The organism is Endozoicomonas sp. ONNA2, assembly GCF_024606365.1.
Classification (GTDB): Bacteria; Pseudomonadota; Gammaproteobacteria; order Pseudomonadales; family Endozoicomonadaceae; genus Endozoicomonas.
Genome location: NZ_JAHHPO010000647.1, coordinates 1 through 4,643 on the forward strand (window position 1 = coordinate 1; position 4,643 = coordinate 4,643).

The following is a 4,643-nucleotide window of genomic DNA, read 5'->3' on the forward strand; positions in this document are numbered from 1 at the left end:
TGCGAGGAATTCCAACGAAGATCCAGCGGTTCAAAATAGCTGCGCAGTTCATATTCAGAAGGTGGAATTGGTATTATTATGCTGTCGTCAGTTTTCTGACAAGCCCGGAACGGAATGTTGCTCATGAGCAGGACTGATAACGCAGTACAGCGCCTTATCTTTGAAAATACCGATATTCGCGGTGAAATCGTCTCCCTTAACCACAGTTATATTGATGCCCTGGCTGCCCATGATTATCCAGAAGTTGTCAGGTGCCTTTTGGGGGAGTTGGTAGCCTCTGCCCTGCTGTTGAGCACCACGCTGAAGTTTGACGGGTTGCTTACCCTTCAGGCCAGAGGTGATGGGCCATTAACGTTGCTCATGGTGGAGTGTACAGACCAGCGGTCTTTCAGGGCAGTTGCGCAATTCCGGGATGATCTTGCTGAGGGAACGCTTCGGGAGCTGCTGGGCAAGGCAAGCCTGTTGATCACTGTGGACCCGGTCAAGGGGAAGCGTTACCAGGGGATTGTCCCCCTGGAAAAGGAGACGCTGTGTGCCAGTCTTGAAGACTATTTTGCTCAATCTGTGCAGTTGCAAACCCGGCTGTGGCTGGCCTGTGATGGCCAGACCTGTGGCGGTTTGTTGCTGCAGGCTTTGCCTGCCAGTATCGAGCTTTCCGAGGACGCTCGCACTGAATCCTGGAAGCGCATAACGGCCCTTGCGGACACCGTTCGCGATATAGAACTGTTGAAGCTGGATCATGAATCACTGCTGGTCAGGCTGTTTCATGAAGAGGCCGTTCGTATTTTTGCCAAAGAGCCTGTCCGTTTCGTCTGCACCTGTTCTCAGGAAAGAAGCGCAAAAATCATCAGCACTCTGGATCAAAAAGAAATTGAGTCGATTATTGAAGCAGAAGGTCGGGTGGCCATGGACTGCCAGTTCTGCAATCACCAATATGTTTTTAGTAAAGAGGATATAGATTCAATCTTTAACGCTAAACCCCAAATTCATTGAGGTTTTCTGGTTCCTCTCCCTTCCGGTCCAGTCAGGAACTCAGTTGAGCTTCTGACTAAAAAGACTATTGTCGTTTTATTGCACATCTTATTCTTTGCTCTATGTTTTTTGTTCTATGCTGGCTTTTACCTGAATATTATGCGTTCATAGCAAGATATAAACGAGAGTGCTCGCTTGTATTTTGTTCTGGTACCGATGATATATTTGACACGGAACAATACTTTCAAGTTGACCAAGGTTTAACGTTTTATACCGGACCCGGTTAGAAAGGCGTGAAATGTGGACGCTATAAGTTGTTGACCAAATGGAAACGTATATTTCTGACTTAGTGAGCAGTTACTATGCAAGGCACAACGCAGGGAGCATGCCCCTGGCTATGCGACAGAAGTTGTAACGCCGCAGATATGAATGACCACTTGCTCAGAAAATATGATTTCATATGGTTAGCTACTTATATTTAAATAACAGGTTCAGTACCCTAACATAGCACGCCACAACAATTACCATAATCTAATAACACAAAACGTTAAGTTGAGCGTATCGGAGAACTTTGCATGGCCCATGTAAACGTAAAGGAAGCTCTGGCTGCTGTCGGAATCAAGGATGTCCTTGATGTGGTTTACAACCCCTCTTATGACACACTGTTTGCCGAGGAAACCCGTCCGGAGCTGGAAGGCTATGAGCAAGGTGTGGTGACTGAAATGGGGGCCGTGTCGGTGGATACCGGTATCTTCACTGGCCGTTCTCCGAAGGATAAATATATCGTCAGAGACGATACAACCCGGGATACCATCTGGTGGTCGGATCAGGGTAAAAATGATAACAAGCCTATTACTGAAGAAGTCTGGGCAGATCTTAAGTCACTGGTCACCAATCAACTGTCCGGCAAGCGCCTGTTTATTATTGACGGTTTTTGTGGCGCAAATCCTGAAACACGCTTGAGCGTGCGCTTTGTTACCGAAGTGGCCTGGCAGGCGCACTTCGTCAAGAACATGTTTATCCGCCCCGGCGACGATGAACTGACGAACTTTGAACCGGACTTTATGGTGATGAACGGTGCCAAATGCACCAATCCGAAATGGCAGGAGCACGGTCTTAACTCGGAAAACTTCGTGGCATTCAACCTGACGGAGCGGATTCAGGTGATTGGCGGTACCTGGTATGGTGGCGAAATGAAAAAAGGCATGTTCTCCATGATGAACTACCTGCTGCCGCTCAGGGGTATAGCTTCCATGCATTGTTCTGCCAATGTCGGTGAACAGGGGGATACCGCCATTTTCTTTGGCTTGTCCGGAACCGGGAAAACCACGCTTTCTGCTGATCCAAAACGTGCCTTGATTGGTGATGATGAGCACGGTTGGGATGATGATGGCGTGTTCAACTTTGAAGGTGGCTGTTATGCCAAGACCATTAACCTGAGAGAAGAAAATGAGCCTGAGATTTTCCACGCCATTCGTCGTGATGCGCTGCTGGAAAACGTCACCGTTGATGCCCGGGGCAAAATTGACTTTGATGATAACTCGAAAACCGAGAATACCCGGGTTTCTTATCCACTCTACCATATTGATAACATTGTCAAGCCGGTTTCCAGGGCGGGTCATGCCAGAAAAGTGATCTTCCTGACTGCCGATGCGTTTGGTGTTTTACCACCAGTCTCCCGTCTGACCCCTGAGCAGACCAAGTACCACTTTCTCTCCGGCTTTACGGCGAAACTGGCGGGCACTGAGCGTGGTATCACGGAACCAACCCCAACGTTCTCCTCCTGCTTCGGTGCTGCATTCCTGTCCCTGCACCCAACCCGGTACGCCGAAGAGCTGGTCAAGAAGATGGAAGCCCATGGTGCAACCGCTTACCTGGTGAATACGGGATGGAACGGCACCGGCAAGCGTATTTCCCTCAAGGCAACCCGGGCGATCATTGACGCCATTCTGAATGGCTCTATCGATCAGGCTGAAACCAAAACGCTGCCTTTCTTCGGATTGCATGTACCACAAAGTGTTGTCGGCGTTGATGATCGTATTCTGAATCCTCAGGATACCTATGAGGATACGGCAGAATGGGAGCATAAGGCTCATGATCTGGCGGGGCGCTTTATTGCCAACTTTGTCAAGTTTACCGATAACGACGAAGGCAAGGCTCTGTTGGCTGCTGGCCCATCACTGGCCTGATACGTTTCAGGGGGCGGAAAACAGTTATGTGGGAAGGACGGAGCTGGGAGTTTATTCTCGGATAGCCTCCCGGTATCCCCGCCTTGGCTGATATACTCAGTGATACTTCCACCTCCGGCGCTGTTTAAGATTGTCTCTCTGGCAGGAATCTTCCAGAGCAGCGCCGTAGATCCTTTCGGTATGACGCACGTTAGATCATTGGCACAGTGGATCACAAAATGATCATTATCGGGGCTAAATGTGGCCCTTCTAACCCGATGATCCAGAGTTATCAGCTCTATCTCTAGCAATTGACCATCATCACCCCTGCCCCAGAGTTGCACAAAACCCGGCTTGTGATGATCTTCCCGGATGTCTTTGGTGCCATAGGTCAGAAAGTGATTATCTGCCCCATTAAATTCAATACCCCTGAGGACGTAGCCATCAGGGATGGTTACAGCATGTTTCGTCCACTTGCCATCGGCATTGCGCCCAAGAATCCAGGATTCGGTGTCTGTGGTAAAGCTAAGGACACAGGCCAGACGCCCTGAGGGTGAAAACCGGCAGTCATCGACTCTGCCTTTAAGTTGAACCACCACCTGTTCCTGCCATTCGCCCTGGCTGTCGAGGCTCTGGATTTTCACAGTGTTATCAATAAGACTGCGGGTCAGTGCACTGTCCTCCTGATCGTTGAATGCAGCATGGTCAATCACCCCCTGATGACATATCCATGCCTTCCTGGTCAGGTTACCGTCCCCGTCATCACCCCAAATGTAAGCGAAATGCGTTTGATCGCCGTAGCTCAGGAGAAAATTCTCGGAGGGACTGAAGATAGCTTTGTCACTGCCGCTGTGCCTGAGGGGCTGACCTGTATACAGACTGTTGCAGTTCCAGAGTAGAAAGGCGTCACGACCCAGGTGGGCCAGCAATTTACGCCCGGAGGGGCTAAAGGCGGCATAATTGCAGCATGGGATCATTTTTTTTACTACCCAGTCGCCGTTATTGTCATAACCGGAAATTATCACATTTTTGGCTATGTCTTTGGTCAGTGCATGCTGCTCATCATTACTCAGCTGGGCAGCTTTGATTGTCACACGGCTATGCATGACTGCTTTCTGCGCAAGACAGTTGTTCTCATCAAAGCCCCAGATGGTCGCTGATCTGTTATTGAAGGTCAGTACATAATTGTTCGTGGCCTCGAAGGGCGGTTCCTTGAGCTGGGTTTGCAAAGAGCATCTGATCTCTTTTGGCTGGTGTTGTGGGATCCACCGGCCGTTACTGTCCAGACGCAATACATTGATTTTGAGATTCCTTGGGTCGAAGGTAACAATTTTATCCTGCAACGGGCTGAACTTCGCAGTCACTGGCAGATAGTATTTTTCAAGGGGGTGCGCCAGCGCCGCCACCTCCTTCCAACAGCCATCATTATTCAGCGTATGCACTGTGACATTGCCAAAAATGTGATAATTTCCGGTTATGACAATAACGGCGACTGGGTAGTAA

At 49.4% G+C, this 4,643-nt stretch carries 3 protein-coding genes; 2 read left to right on the forward strand and 1 reads right to left on the reverse strand.

The genetic code is table 11. The annotated features are described in order from the left end of the window. Positions 1-123 precede the first annotated feature (123 nt). Both hslO and pckA read left to right on the forward strand, forming a co-directional pair. On the forward strand, positions 124-993 hold the full coding sequence (gene hslO / locus KDK14_RS11375; protein WP_257265237.1) for an Hsp33 family molecular chaperone HslO: 870 nt from the start codon (positions 124-126) through the stop codon (positions 991-993). 554 nt (positions 994-1,547) lie between these two features. After that, entirely contained in the window at positions 1,548-3,161 is a 1,614-nt protein-coding gene (pckA, locus tag KDK14_RS11380; protein WP_257265238.1) for a phosphoenolpyruvate carboxykinase (ATP), read from the forward strand. Here pckA and KDK14_RS11385 read toward each other — a convergent pair. Continuing rightward, positions 3,065-4,643 (reverse strand): WD40 repeat domain-containing protein (locus KDK14_RS11385; protein ID WP_257265239.1); only part of this gene is annotated, 1,579 nt, incomplete at its 5' end. The two genes, pckA and KDK14_RS11385, sit on opposite strands and share 97 nt — an antisense overlap.